This window comes from Plantactinospora sp. BB1, assembly GCF_003030385.1.
GTDB lineage: Bacteria > Actinomycetota > Actinomycetes > Mycobacteriales > Micromonosporaceae > Plantactinospora.
Genome location: NZ_CP028159.1, coordinates 2258891 through 2274900, shown reverse-complemented (window position 1 = coordinate 2274900; position 16010 = coordinate 2258891). Strand labels below are relative to the sequence as shown.

13 protein-coding genes and 1 pseudogene are annotated in these 16010 nt (G+C 73.0%); 6 read left to right on the top strand and 8 right to left on the bottom strand.

Annotated features, from left to right (window positions below; all coding sequences use genetic code 11):
• Positions 1–33 precede the first annotated feature (33 nt).
• The 3 genes from C6W10_RS09820 to C6W10_RS09810 all read right to left on the bottom strand — a co-directional run bounded on the left by C6W10_RS09820 (position 34) and on the right by C6W10_RS09810 (position 2754).
• Complete coding sequence (locus C6W10_RS09820; protein ID WP_107257802.1) at positions 34–789, bottom strand: ABC transporter permease; 756 nt, start codon at positions 787–789, stop codon at positions 34–36.
• 118 nt (positions 790–907) lie between these two features.
• On the bottom strand, positions 908–1864 hold the full coding sequence (locus C6W10_RS09815) for an ATP-binding cassette domain-containing protein (protein ID WP_107257801.1): 957 nt from the start codon (positions 1862–1864) through the stop codon (positions 908–910).
• Positions 1865–1989: 125 nt separating this feature from the next.
• Positions 1990–2754 carry a PadR family transcriptional regulator gene (locus C6W10_RS09810; protein ID WP_234361683.1) on the bottom strand — a complete coding sequence of 255 codons (765 nt, stop codon included), beginning with the start codon at positions 2752–2754 and terminating at the stop codon, positions 1990–1992.
• A gap of 371 nt (positions 2755–3125) precedes the next feature.
• Here C6W10_RS09810 and C6W10_RS09805 point away from each other — a divergent pair, with 371 nt between their 5' ends.
• Both C6W10_RS09805 and C6W10_RS09800 read left to right on the top strand, forming a co-directional pair.
• Positions 3126–4910, top strand: coding sequence for a biotin carboxylase N-terminal domain-containing protein (locus tag C6W10_RS09805; RefSeq protein WP_107257800.1), 1785 nt, complete (start codon positions 3126–3128; stop codon positions 4908–4910).
• Between the two features lie 226 nt (positions 4911–5136).
• Entirely contained in the window at positions 5137–6576 is a 1440-nt protein-coding gene (locus tag C6W10_RS09800; protein WP_107257799.1) for a GuaB1 family IMP dehydrogenase-related protein, read from the top strand.
• 17 nt (positions 6577–6593) lie between these two features.
• Here the strand turns inward: C6W10_RS09800 and C6W10_RS09795 are convergent, their stop codons facing one another.
• The gene (locus tag C6W10_RS09795; protein WP_107263803.1) at positions 6594–7190 is read right to left on the bottom strand and encodes a TetR/AcrR family transcriptional regulator; all 597 of its coding nucleotides are present in this window, start codon (positions 7188–7190) and stop codon (positions 6594–6596) included.
• 91 nt (positions 7191–7281) lie between these two features.
• Between C6W10_RS09795 and C6W10_RS09790 the strand changes: the two genes are divergently transcribed.
• A complete protein-coding gene (locus C6W10_RS09790) occupies positions 7282–7731 on the top strand; it encodes a DoxX family membrane protein (protein WP_107263802.1) in 450 nt (149 codons plus the stop codon).
• 56 nt (positions 7732–7787) lie between these two features.
• Here the strand turns inward: C6W10_RS09790 and thrS are convergent, their stop codons facing one another.
• A complete protein-coding gene (thrS, locus tag C6W10_RS09785; RefSeq protein WP_369938666.1) occupies positions 7788–9014 on the bottom strand; it encodes a threonine--tRNA ligase in 1227 nt (408 codons plus the stop codon).
• 451 nt (positions 9015–9465) lie between these two features.
• The gene (locus C6W10_RS09780) at positions 9466–10869 is read right to left on the bottom strand and encodes an NAD(P)H-quinone dehydrogenase (protein ID WP_107257797.1); all 1404 of its coding nucleotides are present in this window, start codon (positions 10867–10869) and stop codon (positions 9466–9468) included.
• A 106-nt stretch (positions 10870–10975) separates the two neighbouring features.
• Here C6W10_RS09780 and C6W10_RS09775 point away from each other — a divergent pair, with 106 nt between their 5' ends.
• Positions 10976–11431, top strand: a complete 456-nt coding sequence (locus C6W10_RS09775; protein WP_101369614.1) for a gamma-glutamylcyclotransferase — start codon at positions 10976–10978, stop codon at positions 11429–11431.
• Between the two features lie 27 nt (positions 11432–11458).
• On the opposite strand, the gene C6W10_RS09770 is transcribed toward C6W10_RS09775, so the two are convergent.
• Positions 11459–13417, bottom strand: a complete 1959-nt coding sequence (locus tag C6W10_RS09770; protein WP_107257796.1) for a sensor histidine kinase — start codon at positions 13415–13417, stop codon at positions 11459–11461.
• Positions 13418–13548: 131 nt separating this feature from the next.
• On the opposite strand from C6W10_RS09770, the pseudogene C6W10_RS09765 reads away from it, so the two are divergent.
• A pseudogene (locus tag C6W10_RS09765) lies at positions 13549–14205 on the top strand (ABC transporter ATP-binding protein); the annotation flags it as partial.
• Positions 14206–14327: 122 nt separating this feature from the next.
• The gene (locus C6W10_RS09760; RefSeq protein WP_107257794.1) at positions 14328–15143 is read left to right on the top strand and encodes an ABC transporter permease; all 816 of its coding nucleotides are present in this window, start codon (positions 14328–14330) and stop codon (positions 15141–15143) included.
• Between the two features lie 104 nt (positions 15144–15247).
• Here the strand turns inward: C6W10_RS09760 and C6W10_RS09755 are convergent, their stop codons facing one another.
• Positions 15248–16006 carry a hypothetical protein gene (locus tag C6W10_RS09755; protein WP_107263801.1) on the bottom strand — a complete coding sequence of 253 codons (759 nt, stop codon included), beginning with the start codon at positions 16004–16006 and terminating at the stop codon, positions 15248–15250.
• Positions 16007–16010: the final 4 nt, after the last annotated feature.

Here is a 16010-nt window from a genome sequence, read left to right as displayed (position 1 = left end):
CGCAGCCGACTCCACCCCGTACCCGATGGGGAGCTAGCGGACGCTGCGGGCGAACTCGCGGGCGGCCCAGACCACGGCGAGCGTCGTGATCACCGCCATCACCGACAGTCCCTGCCAGACGGCGTCGTTGCCGAGATCACCGGCGAAGAGCGCCCGGGCACCGTCGACCGCCCAGGAGAACGGGTTCCAGTCGGCGATCCCCTGCAACCAGCCGGGCGCGAAGGTCAACGGCAGCAGGATCCCGGATAGCAGCAGGACCGGCTGGGCGATGGTGTTCATCAGCGGCGCCAATGCGTCCTCGCTCTTCACCACCAGCGCGATCCCGTACGACAGCGCCGACGTCATCAGCGCGATCAGGGCCAGCAGCAGGTACGCGAGCAGCAGGTCCCCGATGAAGACCGATAGTCCGAACGCCAGCGCCAGCAGGGTGATGATGATCGCCTGGGCGATCAGCGACACCACGTCCCGCAGTGACCGGCCGAGCAGCAGGGCGAGCCGGCTGACCGGGGTGACCCGGGATCGTTCGATCACCCCGGCCCGAAGTTCGGCGATCAGACCGAAGCCCTGGAACAGCCCGCCGAAGATGGCGAGCAGCACCAGCAGGCCGGGCACGAAGATCCGGTACGCCTCCGCGTTGCTCGACGCCTGCAACGCGGGCTTGAGTAACGGGGCGAAGAGCAGCAGGTACATCACCGGCTGGAAGATGCCGACGAAGAGCCAGACGGGCTGGCGGACCAGCAGCAGGAACTGCCGCTGGAAGATCAACCACGTGTCGCGGGCGAATTTCATCAAAGTCTCCTGTTCGGCGGTGCGCGGCGTGGGCGCGGGACTCGCGCGGCGTAGGCGCGGGACTCGCGGCGTAGGCGCGGGACTCGCGGCGTAGGCGCGGGACTCGCGCGGCGAGTGGTCAGGACTCGCGCAGCGAGCGGCCGGTCTTGGTGAGGAACACGTCGTCGAGGCTGGGCCGGTGCAGCTCGATCGAGCTGAGCGCGATCCCGGCGGCGTCGAGCGTGCGGAGGATCTGGGGCATGTCCCGGGCCCCGTCGTTGACGTAGAGCCGGAGCGTGCCGTCGTCGGAGGTCTCCAGGCTGGTGACGTACGACTCGGTCTCCAGCACCTTGCCGGCGTCCTGGGCCGAGCCTTCGATGGCGACCAGCACCACGTCGCCGGAGATCTCCCGCTTCAGCTCCGCCAGTGTGCCCTCGGCGACCACCTCGCCGTGATCCATGATGGCGATCCGGTCGCAGAGCGCGTCCGCCTCGTCCAGGTAGTGCGTGGTGATGAAGACGGTCATGCCCTCGGCGCGCAGCCGACGGATCTCGTCCCACATGTGGGCCCGGCTCTGCGGATCGAGGCCGGTCGTCGGCTCGTCCAGGAAGACGATCTTCGGCTCGTGGATGATGCCGAGCGCGATGTCGACCCGGCGACGCTGGCCTCCGGAGTACGTCTTGCACTTGCGGTCGGCGTACTCGGTGAGCTGGAACGCCTCCAGGGCGCGTACCGCGCGTCGCTGCGCCTCGGCCTTGCTCAACCCGTACATCCGGGCGTGCAGGACCAGCTCCTCGCGGGCGGTCGACTCGTCCCAGGTGCTGCCGCCCTGGGCCACGTAGCCGATCCGTCGCCGCACCTCACCGGGGTTGGTCCGCAGGTCGACACCGGCGATGTTGGCCTCACCGCCGTCCGGCTCGATCAGCGTGGCGAGCATCCGCAGCGTGGTGGTCTTGCCCGCGCCGTTCGGGCCGAGAAAGCCGAAGATCTCCCCCTCGGCCACCACGAGGTCGACGCCGCGGACCGCGTCGACCGACTTCTTCTCTCTGCCCTGTCGGGAGCGGAACGACTTCCGCAACCCCTTCGTCTCGATCATGCCTGCTCCTGGTCAGCCGGACCGGCATCCCCACCGGCCCCATCCCCCGGGGCACGCCAGAAGGCGCCCACCGCAACGCTTCCGGGAGGCTAACGCGATATAGCGCATCTAGTCAACGTTGATTATTACGTGTCGGAGGTCCGGCCCTCGCCGTCCGCGGACGGCCGGACCGGCGCGGCCGACGACCCCGCCGACGACGGGCCGGACGGCGGCTCGGACGATGCCTGGGACAACGGCTCCGATGGCGGCTCCGACGACGGCCGACGCTCGCCGGTCCAGGACGCCTCGCTGGCCATCGGGGCGTACTGCGCCCAGTCGATGTTCTCCGCGTAGTCCTCCGGCAGGTACGGCACCCCGGCGTCGATCAGGTCGGCGATCCGCTCACACCAACTGATCTCCCCCTCCGCACGGGCGATGGACAACTGCCACATCCAGGCGACGTGGACCGGCTTGTCCTCCTTCATCCAGCCGGACTCCATCGCCGCGCGCAGGCTGTCGTTGACCGCCCGCAGCAGCCGGGCGCGGTTACGCAGCGCTGCGGACGCCTCTTCTCGGGGCAGCGCGGGCAGGAAGGAGAAGGCCGCGAAGAACGGGTCGACGACCTCGCCGAGGTTCCACCAGTTGCCCCTGAGCAGGCCCTGGAACTCGTCCTCGCCCTTCGGCGTGATGCCGTAGGTGACCCGGGCCGGACGGGCGCCGACCTGCTCGGTGGCCACCTCCCGTAACAGTCCCTCCTCGGTCAGCTTGCGCAGCGCGTGGTAGATCGAGCCGGGCTGGACGTTCGCCCACTTGTCCGCACTCCACCGCAGCAGTTCGCGACGTACGTCATAGCCGTGCACCGGTTGCATCCACCGGACCAGGCCGAGAATCATCATTCGGGTAGCTGACACACCAGAAGCGTAATAGCCAAAATTGACTAGCTACCAACGCCGTCCGCTGGCGTGCCGGCCACTGCCACGCGAGCGCGTACCGCCAGGGTCGCTGACCGAGCCACCGCCGACCGCCGCGAGCCCGGAGGGCGCGACCGGGGACGGGCCACGGCGGCACAGGCGGCCGGGCGGCACGGGAACGGGTCAGGGACGGTACAGGGACGGGCCAGGGCGGCAGTGGAGCGGCACAGGGACGGGTCGGGCCGGCCGAGCCGCACCGCCCCACCGGGCGGTGGGGCGACCGGGATCGTGACAATGTTCCTGGCAACGTCCCTGGCAGCCACCCCCGGCGAGCCGGTGACGGTGGGAGCGATTCGAGGAGGAGCAGCCGCGTGCGCAAGGTACTGATCGCCAACCGGGGCGAGATCGCGGTCCGGGTCGTCCGCGCCTGCCGGGACGCCGGACTGGCCAGCGTCGCCGTCTACGCCGACTCCGACCGGGACGCGCTGCACGTCACCCTCGCCGACGAGGCGTACGCGCTCGGTGGCGAGACCGCGACCGAGACGTACCTGCGGATCGACAAACTGCTCGACGTCGCCGCCCGGTCCGGCGCTGACGCCGTACACCCGGGTTACGGGTTTCTCTCCGAGAATGCCGACTTCGCGGCCGCGGTGATCGACGCCGGCCTGACCTGGATCGGGCCGACGCCGCAGGCGATCCGCGACCTCGGTGACAAGGTCACCGCCCGGCATCTCGCGCAGCGGGCCGGCGCTCCGCTGGTGCCCGGCACGGCCGAGCCGGTGAGCGGGCCGGAGGAGGTGCTGGCCTTCGCGGCCGAGCACGGCCTGCCGGTGGCGATCAAGGCTGCGTTCGGCGGCGGCGGCCGGGGTCTCAAGGTGGCCCGGACGACGGAGGAGATTCCGGCGCTCTTCGAGTCGGCGACCCGGGAGGCGCTGGCCGCGTTCGGCCGGGGCGAGTGCTTCGTCGAGCGTTACCTGGACCGTCCCCGGCACGTCGAGGCGCAGGTCCTCGCCGACCAGCACGGCAACGTCGTGGTGGTCGGTACCCGGGACTGCTCGCTGCAACGCCGGCACCAGAAGCTCGTCGAGGAGGCGCCCGCGCCGTTCCTGACCGACGAGCAGCGGGCGCAGATCCACGCCAGCGCGAAGGCGATCTGCCGGGAGGCCGACTACCACGGCGCCGGCACCGTGGAATACCTGGTCGGCGCGGACGGCACCATCTCCTTCCTGGAGGTGAACACGCGGCTCCAGGTCGAGCATCCGGTGACCGAGGAGACGGCCGGCATCGACCTGGTCCGGGAGCAGTTCCGGATCGCGTCCGGCGAGAAGCTGCGGCTCGACGCCGATCCGGTCCCGCGCGGGCACTCGATCGAGTTCCGGATCAACGGCGAGGACCCGGGCCGGAACTTCCTGCCGGCACCCGGCACGGTGACCGCGCTGCGGCTGCCCACCGGACCCGGCGTACGGGTGGACACCGGCATCACCGCCGGTGACGTGATCGGCGGAAACTTCGACTCGCTGCTCGCCAAGGTGATCGTCACCGGGGAGACCCGTACCGAGGCGCTGGAGCGGGCCCGCCGGGCCCTCGACGAGATGGTGGTGGACGGGATGGCCACCGCGCTGCCGTTCCACCGGCTCGTCGTCCGGGACCCGGCGTTCACCTCCGCGCCGTTCGCCGTGCACACCAGGTGGATCGAGACCGAGTTCGACAACACGGTGCCGGCGTTCACCGGGGCCGCGCCGGCAGTCGAGCCTGCCGGCGCCCGAGAGACCGTCGTGGTCGAGGTGGCCGGCAAGCGGCTGGAGGTGAGCCTCCCCGCCGGCTATGCCACGGGTACGGCCACGGCCGCCGCTCCGGCCGCGTCCGGTACCTCCGGTGCCGGTGCCCGACGGCCGGCCCGGCGCGCCGGCCGCTCCGGTGCGGCGGGCGGGGTCACCGCCGGTGGAGACGCGCTCACCTCCCCGATGCAGGGCACCATCGTCAAGATCGCGGTTGCCGACGGTGACACTGTCGCCGAGGGGGACCTGATCGTCGTCATGGAGGCGATGAAGATGGAGCAGCCGCTGCACGCGCACAAGGCCGGCGTGGTGAGCGAACTGGCCGCCGAGGTCGGCGCTGTCGTCACCGCGGGCGCCGCCATCTGCCTCATCCGCTGACCCGCCCGGCGCCCGGCGCGGGCGCTACGCGGACGGCCCCGGTTCTGCCTCATCCGCTGACCCGCCCGGCGCCCGGCCCGGCGGTACGCGGACGGCCCGGGTCCGGCCGGCGGACGGCCGGGTCCGGCCGAGCGACCACCGGCGCCGCGTCAGCGAGCAGAGAGGCCGGTCACGGGACCGGCGGGACTGTCGGGCCGGGTGGATCGTCCTCCGGCATGATGGCCAGGTGCGGTTCATCACCGGCGGGAAGCCCACCCAGGACCTGACCTACAACGACGTCTTCCTGGCTCCGGTCCGGTCGGCCGTGGAGTCCCGGCTCGACGTCGACCTGTCCAGCAGCGACGGGACCGGCACCACGATCCCGATCGTGGTCTCCAACATGACGGCGGTGGCCGGCCGGCGGATGGCCGAGACGGCGGCCCGGCGCGGAGCCCTGACGGTACTGCCGCAGGACATCCCGATCGAGGTGGTCGCCGAGGTCATCGGCTGGGTCAAGCAGCGGCACCTGGTGCACGACACCGCGATCACGCTCGGCCCGACCGACACCGTCGGAGACGCCATCCACCTGCTGCCGAAGCGGTCGCACGGCGCGGTGATCGTGGTCGACCCGGACGGCCGGCCGGTCGGCGTGGTGACCGAGGCCGACACGGTCGGGGTGGACCGGTTCGCGCAGTTGCGGCATGTGATGTCCACCGAACTGCACACCGTGCCCGCCGAGGCCGATCCCCGGACCGGGTTCGACCGGCTGTCCCGGGGCCGGCGACGACTCGCCCCGGTGGTCGACGTCGAGGGCCGGCTGGTCGGGGTGCTGACCCGCCGGGGCGCGCTCCGGGCCACGCTGTACCGGCCGGCGCTGGACGGCAAGGGCCGGCTGCGCATCGCCGCCGCGATCGGCATCAACGGCGACGTCGCCGGCAGGGCCGCCGCGCTCTTCGAGGCCGGGGTGGGCACCCTGGTGGTGGATACCGCGCACGGCCACCAGGAGCGGATGCTCCGGGCACTGCGCGCGGTACGCAGCCTCGACCCGCCGGTCCCGGTGGCCGCCGGCAACGTGGTGACCGCGGAGGGGGTACGGGACCTGGTCGAGGCGGGTGCGGACATCGTCAAGGTCGGCGTGGGGCCGGGGGCGATGTGCACCACCCGGATGATGACCGGGGTGGGCCGGCCGCAGTTCTCGGCGGTACTCGACTGTGCCGCCGCCGCCCGCGAGCTGGGCCGGCACGTCTGGGCGGACGGCGGGGTACGCCACCCGCGCGACGTCGCCCTGGCCCTGGCCGCCGGGGCGTCGAACGTGATGATCGGCACCTGGTTCGCCGGCACCTACGAGTCGCCCGGTGACCTCTACACGGATGCCGACGGCCGGCGTTACAAGGAGAGCTTCGGGATGGCGTCGGCACGGGCGGTCAGCGCGCGTACGGCCGAGGACAGCCCGTACGACCAGGCCCGGAAGGGGGTCTTCGAGGAGGGCATCTCCAGTGCGCGGATGTATCTCGACCCGAACCGGCCGGGCGTCGAGGACCTGATCGACGAGATCGTCGCCGGGGTACGCAGCGCGTGCACGTACGCCGGGGCGGCCGATCTCGCCGAGTTCCACGCCAACGCCGTGGTCGGGGTGCAGAGCGCCGCCGGTTACACCGAGGGGATGCCGCTGCCCACCAACTGGTGAGGTGACGGAGCGGCGGCTCAGCCGGACTTGGCGAAGAGTCGGCTGATCACCAGCCTGGCGGCGGTCTCCGGGTCGTCGCCGACCTGGTCGGGCCGGAGCACCCTGCCCAGCCAGAGGGTGGCGAAGCCGTGCACGATCGACCAGGCGGCCAGTTCGGTCTGTGCCGCCTCCTCGCCGGCCGGCGCCGCCGGCAGCCCGGCCACCCCGGCCCGGAGTGCCGCCCGGGCCCGTTGTTGGGCGGCGGCGAGTCCGGCGTCGTCGCGGTGGAAGAGTTCCGGCCGGAACATCACCTCGAAGTGTGCCCGGTGGCGCACCGCGAACATGACGTAGCCGACGCCGAGTTCGAGCAGGCTGCCGTCGGTCTCCTGGCGGACCCGGGCCAGCGTGTCGGCGAGCATCTGGTAGCCCTCGGTGGCGAAGGCGGTGAGCAGCCCGGCCTTGTCGCCGAAGTGGTGCGCCGGGGCGGCGTGCGAGACGCCGGCCCGGCGGGCCAGGTCGCGCAGGCTGAGCGCGGCCGGTCCGGACTCCTCGATCGCGGTCGCGGCGGCGGCGAGCAACGCCCGCCGCAGGTTCCCGTGATGGTACGGCCGCCCGGCGGCATCCTCCTCGGTCATACCCGGCAGCATATCTTGCTGTTGACAAGATGCCCCTGCACGAGCCAATCTTGATGCTGACAAGTTCCCCTCGACCGGAATGGACACCGTCATGGCGCCGCTGATCGCCCTACTCGCCGGCTCGCTCGGCGCCCGACTCGCCGGGCTCCTCGGCGTCGACGCGCTCGACGGCTGGCAGCCCGCCCTCCGGATCGGGCTCGCCCTGATGTTCCTACTCACCGGCTACGCGCACTTCGCGCCGAGCCACCGCCGCGATCTGATCGCGATGGTGCCGCCGGCACTGCCCCGAGCCGCCCTGCTGGTCACCGCGACCGGCGTACTGGAGCTGGCCGGAGCGGTCGGACTGCTCGTCCCGGCCAGCGCCCGCTGGACCGCTGCCGGGTTGGCGCTGCTGATGGTCGCGATGTTCCCGGCCAACGTCCACGCCGCCCGGCACGGGCTGACCCTGGCCGGTCGACCGGCCACCCCGCTCGGCATCCGCACCGCCGAACAGGTGCTCTTCGTCGGCGCCGCCCTGCTGGTGCTCCTGCTCCCCGACTGATCCCGGCCCCGACCGGAAGCGCGATCCGACCGGGGCCGCGCCGCCAGGGGCGTGGTTCAGGGCAGCAGGTCCGCCGAGCGGTCGGCCACGATCCCGCCGATCAACCGCAGCGCGTCCGGCGCCGACATCGGCTCCACCGACCGGCCGTCCCGCAGCCGCAGCGCCACCTGCCCGGCCGCCACCTCCCGGGCGCCGAGCACCGCCGCGTACGGGACCCGCCGCCGGGCCGCCTCCCGGATCCGGGCACCGAGTGATCCGTCGACGGCCAGCTCGGCCCGCAGCCCGGCGAGTACGCAGTCCCGGCGGAACGCCTCCGCCGCCGCCACCTGCTCCGGCCCGACCGGGAGGACGTGCACCTGGACCGGGGCGTACCAGGCCGGGAAGGCTCCGGCGTGCACCTCGATCAGGTACGCGAAGAGCCGCTCCATGCTGCCGACCAGGCTCCGGTGCACCATCACCGGCCGGGCCCGCCGCCCCCGACGGTCGGCGTAGGAGAGGTCGAACCGGGCCGGCTTGTCGAAGTCGAGCTGAATGGTGGCGAGGGTCGACTCCCGACCCGCCGCGTCCCGGACCTGGATGTCGATCTTCGGCCCGTAGAACGCCGCCTCCCCCGGTGCCTCGACGTACGGCAGGCCGCCCAGCGCCGCCCGGAGCAGCTCCTCGGCGCGCCGCCACTGCTCGTCGTCGCCGACGTACTTCTCGGCCGGCCCGCGCAGCGACAGCCGGAACCCCGCCGGGCGTACCCCGAGCGCGGCGTGCGCCACCCGGATCAGCTCCAGCACCTCGGCGACCTCGGCGCCGACCTGCTCCGGCGGGCAGAAGTTGTGCGCGTCGTTGAGCGAGATCGCCCGTACCCGGCTGAGCCCGCCGAGCACCCCGGACCGCTCCGGCCGGTACATCCCGCCCAGCTCGGCGATGCGCAGCGGCAGTTCCCGGTAGGAGCGGCCCCGGGCCCGGTAGATCAGGGCGTGGTGTGGGCAGAGCGCCGGCCGGAGGACGAACTCGTCGTCGGCGGAGAGGCGCAGCACCGGGAACATGTCGTCGGCGAAGTAGCCGAGGTGCCCGGAGAGTGCGAAGAGTTCGCGCTTGCCGAGCGGGGGTGAGTAGACGTGCTGGTAGCCGGCCCGGCGCTCCAGCTCCCGGACGTACTCCTCGACGCTGTGCCGGGCGGCGGCACCGGCCGGCAGCCAGACCGGCAGCCCGGCCCCGGAAAGCGGATCGGCGTGGAACAGCTCCAGCTCGCGGCCGAGCCTGCGGTGGTCGTGCATCTCTGTCTCCCGGATCGGTACGGACCCGGCGGCGACTCCGCCGGGACCGGCGCCGATCTGGGAAACACGACGAGGCCCCGGAGCGGATCGCCCCGGGGCCAGTCGACGAGTGTGGTCTGCGTCAGCGCGGCACGCCGGGGTGTCCCGGCGTCGTCGTCTCGCTCATCACGCTGCGCATGGCGGCCACGGTACTCCCGCCGGTCGCACCGGCGCAGCGCATTTTCCGCCGCCGCTGTGGAGCGCCGGCCGGGGCGGTTGCCCAAGGGAGGCGATGGGCCCGTTGGGAGGGCCGCCGGCGCGGGACCCGCCGGCGGCCCGGTGGCGAACCGCTTCGACCACCGGGAACGGGGGACCCGACGGGACACGGCTCGCGCGCCGACAACGGTACGCCGACAGCCGCGTCGGCACCGCCCCGAAAGCTATCCGTACCACCGCCTGGAGCCGGCACCGCAGACTCCCCGGACCGCTACTCCAGGCCGTGCAGCATCAACTGCCGGGCCGCCTCGGTGATCGAGCCGGAGAGCGACGGATAGATGGTGAAGGTCATCGCCAACTGGTCGACGGTGAGGTTGTTCTCCACCGCCATCGTGATCGGCAGGATCAGCTCGCTGGCGTTCGGCGCCACCACCACCCCGCCGACCACCTGCCCGCTGGCCGGCCGGCAGAAGAGCTTGACGAAGCCGTCCCGCACGTCGGCCATCTTGGCCCGGGCGTTACCGGCCAGCGGCAGCATCACCTGGCGGGCCGGGACCCGCCCCGAGTCCACCTCGTTCTGCGACACCCCGACGGTGGCCAGCTCGGGGTCGGTGAAGACGTTGGCGGCGACGGTACGCAGCCGCAGCGGCGAGACCGCCTCGCCGAGCGCGTGCCACATGGCGATCCGGCCCTGCATGGCGGCGACGCTGGCCAGCGGCAGCACGCCGGTGCAGTCACCGGCGGCGTAGATGCCGGGCACGTTGGTCCGGGAGACCCGGTCGGTGCTGACGTAGCCGCCCGGCGCCACCGTCACGCCGTACTCGGTCAGGCCGAGGTCGGCGGTGTTCGGGACCGAGCCGACCGCCATCAGCGCGTGCGAGCCGTGCACCAGCCGGCCGTCGGCGAGTTCCACCTCGACCCCGTCGGCGGAGCGGCGGACCGCGTTCGCCCGGCTGTTGTTCAGGATCTCCATGCCCCGGGACCGGAAGACCTGCTCGATCGCCATCGCGGCGTCGGGGTCCTCGTGCGGCATCACCCGGTCACGGCTGGAGACCAGGGTCACCTGCACCCCCATCGCCAGATAGGCGCTGGCGAACTCGGCGCCGGTGACGCCGGAACCGATCACGATCAGCCGTTCCGGCAGCTCGGGCAGGTCGTACACCTGGCGCCAGGTCAGGATCCGCTCGCCGTCGGGTACCGCGCTGGGCAGCACCCTCGGGTTGGCGCCGGTGGCGATCAGCACGGTCGAGGCGTCCATCGAGTACGTGGAGTCACCGTCCGACGGGGTGACCAGCACCCGGTGGGTGTGACCGAGCGTGTCTTCGCCGAGCCGGGCCCGACCGGAGACGAAGGTCACACCGGCCTTGATCAGCTTTGCCTGGATGTCGGCGGACTGGGCGAGCGCGAGCCGCTTGACCCGGCCGTGCACGGTCGGGGCGTCGACGGTGATCGCGTCCAGCCCGTCCGAGTGGACCCCGAACTCCTCTGTGTCCCGATATCCGGTCACCACCTCGGAACTGGCGATGAAGGTCTTCGACGGTACGCAGTCGTGCAGCACGCACGCCCCGCCCGCGCCGTCGCTCTCGACCACCGTCACGTCGGCGTCCAACTGGGCGGCGACCAGCGCCGCCTCGTAGCCGGCCGGGCCTCCGCCGATGATCACAATCCGGCTCACAGTGCTCGCCCTCCGTCGCTGCTTCCAGTGACAATCTTGCTCAGAACCCGTCCGACACGCACGGTCGTATTCTCCCCCACCCCTCCACCGGGCTATCGTCATCGCCGTGCGTCATTACGCCGCGTACGGCTCAAACCTCGATCCCGCCCGGATGCGGGCCTACTGCCCGCACTCACCCATGGTGGGCACCGGCTGGCTGGAAGGCTGGCGGCTCACCTTCGCCGGTGAGGGGGTGATCGGCTGGGAGGGCGCCGTCACCACCATCGTCGAGTCGCCCGGCGATCGGGTCTTCGTCGCACTCTACGACGTGCACTCCTGGGACGCCGCCCAACTCGACGAGGTCGAGGGGGTGGCCTCCGGCACGTACCGGAAGCTGCACGTCCGGGTCGTCACCCTGGACGGCGAGATCACCGCCTGGGTCTACGTCTTCGCCGGCTACGAGGGCGGGCTCCCCACCGCGTGGTATCTGTCGGAGATCGCCAACGCGGCGGAGAAGGCCGGCGCGCCCGACGACTACGTGGCCGAACTGCGCTCCCGGCCCACCGGCACCGCCTCGGCCTGACCCGACCGCCCGCGCCCGGCTCCCGCACTATCCCGGGAGCGGGCAGGGGATCTCCACGGTCACCAGCGTCGGGCCGCCGACCGGGCTGCGCACCGTGAGCACCCCGTCGAACGCGCCCAGTCGGCGCCGCACGCCGCGCAGCCCGGTACCCCGGGCCGGGTCGGCGCCGCCCCGCCCGTCGTCGGCGACGGTGACCCGCAGCGTCGTACCGGTGTGCGTGATGTCGATCTCCACGGTGCTCGCCCCGCCGTGCCGGCTGGCGTTGGCCAGCGCCTCCAGCGCGCAGAAGTACGCCGCCGACTCCACCGGCGCGTCGAGCCGGCCGGGCAGCTCACCGGTGACCCGTACCGGCACCGGGCTGTCCAGCGCCACCGCCCGGAGCGCGTCCGGCAGACCCCGCTCGGCGAGTACCGGCGGATGGATGCCCCGGACCAGGTCGCGCAGCTCGGTCAACGCGGTCGCCGAGGCCTGCCGGGCCTGGGCCACCAACGCCTGCGCGGCCGACGGGTCCTCCTCGATCAGCCGTTCCACCCCGGCCAGGTTGAGTCCGACCGCGATCAGCCGGGCCTGCGCCCCGTCGTGCAGGTCCCGTTCGATCCGGCGCAGCTCGGCCGCCTGGGTGTCGACGGCGTCGGCCCGGGTCTCGGTCAGTTGCCGCACCCGCAGCGCGAGTTCGGCCGACCGGGTCGGTGCGAGCAGCAGCCGGTCGTACCGCAGGCGCAGCCGGAGCAGGGCCGGGGCGAGCAGCGCACCGAGGGCGGCCAGCACCAGGCCGAACAGGGCGCTGGTCCAGCCGGGAATCCCGGCGAGGTCCGGCGCGACGTGGGTGACGCCGTACCAGATGTACCAGGGGGTCACCCACTCGCCGCTGAACAGCCCCACCGGCACCGCCCACGGCCACCACCACAGTGGCTGCCCGACCAGCCCGTAGAGCCCCACCGAGACCAGGGCGGCCGGGACCAGGCCGAGCATCCCGAGCAGCGGATTGGTGACCATCCAGAGCTGGTCGCGCCAGAATGCCGGATCGCCGAGCGTCCACCCGTACGCCTGGGCCCGGATCGCCGTCGCCCGGTCGTCGTAGAGGGTCCGGCCGACCCGGTAGCGGCCGTCCCCCTCCCGGCTCGGCGGCGCCGGATACGGCCGGTACGGCTCCGGGATCGTCACACCGGCCCAGGCGCGGACGTAGCGGCGGTAGCGGCTCACCAGCGGTCGGGTCAGCCTCGACACCTGCGGCGAGAGCCCGCCCCAGGTGAGCAGGAGGGTCAGCAGGTTCAGCAGGAAGCCGCCGAACGCCGCGAAGCCGAGCCCGGCCAGACCTGCGCCGTGCCAGGTGGCGGCCGAGGACCGGCTCAGCACCCGGGCCAGTCCGGACCGGTGCCACCAGGACCACTGCGACGACGGCTGGAGCAGCAGCCGGCTCCACCCGGCGTGCAGCCGCAGCGTCAGCGGCGCGACCGCGAAGCCGAGCACGACCAGCGCCAGCCCGGCCGCCAGCGCCAGCGCCGGCGGCGGGGAGCCGACGACCGGGGCCGCGCCGCCGGTCAGCCCGAGCACGCCGAGTCCGACCCCGGCACCGGCCAGCACCGGCGGTGCCAGCGTCGCCAGGCCGCCGGCGAAGGGCGTGAGGTGCAGCCAGGTCCACTCGCGGAGCAGCGCCGGGTCCTCGCCACGCCAGGTGAGTTCCATCAGGTACGCCGGGAGCCGGGGCGAGCGGTACAGCTCGTTCTCGTGCACGTACCAGCCGTCGGCCCGGCGCTGCGGCACCGGGGGTCCCGGGCGGTGCTCGACCGGCACGGGGACGCCTCCCCAGCGTCCGGCCAGCCGTCGACCCAGGTCCGTCAGCCGCTTGGCGGCCCGGGCCGCCGGCAGGTACGGCACGACCAGGGTGGCCGCCGCCACCAGCAGTACGGACATCAGCAGGCCGAGCAGCCCCAGCCCGGTCTGGGCGAGGTTGCGGACGAACGCGAGAGCGTACCGGCGCGACATGCCTCCAGTCTGGCCGCCGGGCGCCTCGGGCGGACTGCTGCCAGACGCCCGGCCGGGGTGTAGTTAGCTGCACCCCGGCCGGGCAGGTGGACGCATTACGGCCGGCGCCGCGAATTCCTAGCGTTTCTGCCATGACAGTCATCGAGGTCAGCAACCTACAGAAGCGGTACGGCGACCAGGTCGCGGTCCGCGACGTCTCCTTCGAGGTACGGGCCGGAGAGATCTTCGGGATCGTCGGCCCCAACGGCTCCGGCAAGACCACCACGGTGGAGTGCCTGACCGGGCTGCGCCGGGCCGACGCCGGGACGATCCGGGTCTTCGGGCTCGACCCGACCCGGGACCGCACCGAACTGCGCCGCCAGGTCGGCATCCAGCTCCAGGAGAGCCACCTGCCGGACCGGCTGAAGGTCTGGGAGGCGCTCGACCTGTACAGCTCGTTCTATCCGGAGCCGGCGGACTGGCGGGCGCTGATGGAGGAGCTGGGGCTGACCGCCAAGCGGAACACGGTCTTCGGCAAGCTCTCCGGCGGGCAGAAGCAGCGGCTCTCGGTCGCGCTCGCCCTGGTCGGCAACCCCCGGATCGCGGTACTCGACGAGTTGACCACCGGGCTCGACCCGCAGGCGCGCCGGGACACCTGGCAGCTCGTCCGCCAGGTCCGGGACCGGGGCGTCACGGTGGTCCTGGTCACCCACTTCATGGACGAGGCCGAGCGGCTCTGCGACCGGCTGGCCGTGATCCGGTCCGGCGAGGTGGTCGCGCTCGACTCCCCGGCCGAGCTGGTGGCCCGGGCCGAGGTGCCCGGCGTCGCGCGGCCCACCCTGGAGGACGCCGTCCTCGCCCTGACCGGTCCGACCGCCAGCAGCCCGAACTGACCCCCACCCGAGCGAACCCGAAGGATCGAGGAATTCTGATGAACGCCACCGCCCTGCCCGAGTCCGTTCCGTCCGGCGCCACCGGCCGGGCAGACCGACGCCGTACCGCCGGCCGGAGCACCGGCAAGCTGATCGTCACCGAGGCGAAGCTCTTCGTCCGGGACCCGCTGGGCTCCTTCTTCGCGGTGATCTTCCCCGCCGCCCTGCTGCTGATCCTGGGCAGTGCCATGCCGGGCTTCAACGAACCGAGCGCGGACGTCGGCGGCCGAAAGCCGATCGAGGTGTACCTGCCGATCACCCTGGCCCTGGCGATCGGCACCGTCGCCCTGGTCAACCTGCTGGGCACGCTCGCCAGCAACCGGGAGAAGGGCATCCTTCGCCGGCTCTCCACCACCCCGGTCTCGCCGGTCCGGCTGCTGGTGGCGCAGTTGACTGTCAACGTGGCCGCGCTGCTGGTCGGCTCGGCGCTGGCGCTGCTCGCCGCTCGGCTGGTCTTCGGGATCGAGGCCCGGCCGAACGTACCCGGAATGCTCGCCGCCTTCGTGCTCGGTTCGGCCTCGATGGTGGCGCTGGCCCTGCTGGTGGCCGCCTTCACCCCGACCAGCCGGGCCGCGATGGGCATCGGCAGCGTCGCCTACTACCCGATGCTCTTCGCGGCCGGTGTCTGGACCCCGGGCCCGCTGATGCCCGAGGCGGTACGCCGGATCGCCGACTTCACCCCGCTCGGCGCCGCCTCCCAGGCACTCCAGGACACCTGGGCCGGCGACTGGCCCCAGCCGCTGCACCTTGCGGTGCTGGTCGGTTCCATCGCACTCTTCGGTGGCCTGGCCGCGAAGCTGTTCCGCTGGTCGTGACCGCCCGGCCCGGTCGCCGGGCGCTCGGGACGCCGTGGTTCCGCCGCAGTCCGGCGGGGCCACGGCGGTCGCGCGCCCGGGGTGTGGTCAGTCCCGGCCTGTGGTCAGTCCAGGTTGGGCGGTGACATCCGGACCCCGGTCAGCGCCGCACCGAGCAGGCTGACCAGTTCCACCCGTTCCGCCGGGTCGAGCACCCCGTACGCCTGCGCCACGATCCGGTCGGCCACCGACTCGGCCCAGAGCCGCCGCCGGACCAGCGGCCCGACCGGCGGGTACGGCGGCGACCAGCCGTACGCCACCGCGCCGGACTCGCCCTCCGGGCCGGCGAGGATGATCTCCATCGCCGTCATCCCGGCCGCGCGTACCGCCATCAGGCTGGCCCCGGAGTAGTACTCGAAGAGCAGGTGCAGCAGTACCGCCGCCCGCGCGGCCGGGGCGGCGTCCGCCGGTACGGGCATGCCGCGCCAGGCCGCGAAGAGCGGCATCCCGGTGGCGTCGGCGGCCACCACGACCGGTTCGACCAGCTCGATCAGCCGGGCGATCGGCGGGAAGCCGGCCAGGTAGTCGATCCCCCAGCGGCAGCACTCGGCCCGGCTGACCTCAGCCACGGCGCTCGGGGTGGCCACCCGGACGGCGGTCTCCCAGCCGTCGGCGACCGCGTCGGGCGAGAGGATGCCGATCGCGGCGGCGACGGTCTCGGTGCGTACGTCGCCGAGGACCGCGCCTCGGCCGGTCACCAGGAACGCCCAGCCGGAGATGCCCATCTGGCGGGCCCGGCGCAACGTGCGGGGGCACTCGATGAAGGCGCTGCCCAGCTTCAGCACGGTCGGCCTGGCCGCACCGGCGGCCTGCTCGGGGGTCAACGAC

Bases quoted from the DNA above. Each gene is read 5' to 3' on its own strand.
- C6W10_RS09820 (WP_107257802.1), bottom strand. From the start codon at position 789: ATGAAATTCGCCCGCGACACGTGGTTGATCTTCCAGCGGCAGTTCCTG.
- C6W10_RS09770 (WP_107257796.1), bottom strand. From the start codon at position 13,417: ATGTCGCGCCGGTACGCTCTCGCGTTCGTCCGCAACCTCGCCCAGACC.
- C6W10_RS09760 (WP_107257794.1), top strand. From the start codon at position 14,328: ATGAACGCCACCGCCCTGCCCGAGTCCGTTCCGTCCGGCGCCACCGGC.
- C6W10_RS09815 (WP_107257801.1), bottom strand. From the start codon at position 1,864: ATGATCGAGACGAAGGGGTTGCGGAAGTCGTTCCGCTCCCGACAGGGC.
- C6W10_RS09790 (WP_107263802.1), top strand. From the start codon at position 7,282: ATGGCGCCGCTGATCGCCCTACTCGCCGGCTCGCTCGGCGCCCGACTC.
- C6W10_RS09795 (WP_107263803.1), bottom strand. From the start codon at position 7,190: ATGACCGAGGAGGATGCCGCCGGGCGGCCGTACCATCACGGGAACCTG.